This is a genomic window from Rhodococcus sp. 15-649-2-2, assembly GCF_002258645.1.
Lineage (GTDB): Bacteria > Actinomycetota > Actinomycetes > Mycobacteriales > Mycobacteriaceae > Rhodococcoides.
In genome coordinates, this window is record NZ_NPFM01000043.1 from 1 (window position 1) to 819 (window position 819).

Genomic DNA, 819 nt, shown 5'->3' on the forward strand with positions numbered 1-819 from the left:
TACGCCTCTATGAGTGCGCCCATGAAGCCTGGTCATGGAGCTCCTATCGGTACGCCGGTGCCGGGTGATGCGTTGTTTGTGTTGGATTCCGGTTTGCGGCGGGTTCCGATCGGTGTGGTTGGTGAGTTGTATGTCGCGGGGCGGGGTGTGGCACGCGGTTATGTGCGACGGCCGGGCTTGACGGCATCGCGATTCGTCGCGTGTCCGCTCGGCCCTTTGGGTTCGCGGATGTATCGCACCGGCGATCTGGTTCGTTGGAATCACGACGGCGAGCTGGAGTATGTGGGTCGCTCTGACGATCAGGTGAAGATTCGTGGTTACCGCATCGAAATCGGTGAAGTGGAAGCAACACTCGCTGCCTTGACCGGAGTGGAGCGTGCGGCAGTGGTGGCCCGTGATACCGATACCGGCAAGCAGTTGATTGGCTACGTCGTACCTACCGAGGTGTCTGCGGGAATCGATGGTGGGGCGCTGCGCGAACGAGTTGCCGCGCGATTGCCTGCGTACATGGTTCCGGCCGTGGTGATGGTCATCGACGAGTTGCCGTTAACTGTCAACGGCAAGCTGGACAAATGGGCGTTGCCCGAGCCGCAATTCGCCAGCGGCGTTCACAGAGCGCCGTCATCTCCGGTTGAAGAAATTATCTCCGGCATTTTCACGAAGGTTCTCGACCTGCCGCGAGTCAGCGTGGACGACTCCTTCTTCGACCTGGGCGGCAACTCGCTCTCTGCGATGCGTGTCGTAGCCGCCGTGCAGGAAACCTTCGACTGTGAAATCAGCGTCCGTGCACTCATGGAAGCCCCCACCGTAGCGGGCCTG

At 60.8% G+C, this 819-nt stretch carries 1 protein-coding gene; it reads left to right on the forward strand.

Annotated elements, in window-relative coordinates; genetic code table 11:
* Positions 1-819, forward strand: an 819-nt coding sequence (locus tag CH305_RS28575; RefSeq protein WP_141215490.1) for a phosphopantetheine-binding protein, incomplete at both ends; no start/stop codon positions are given.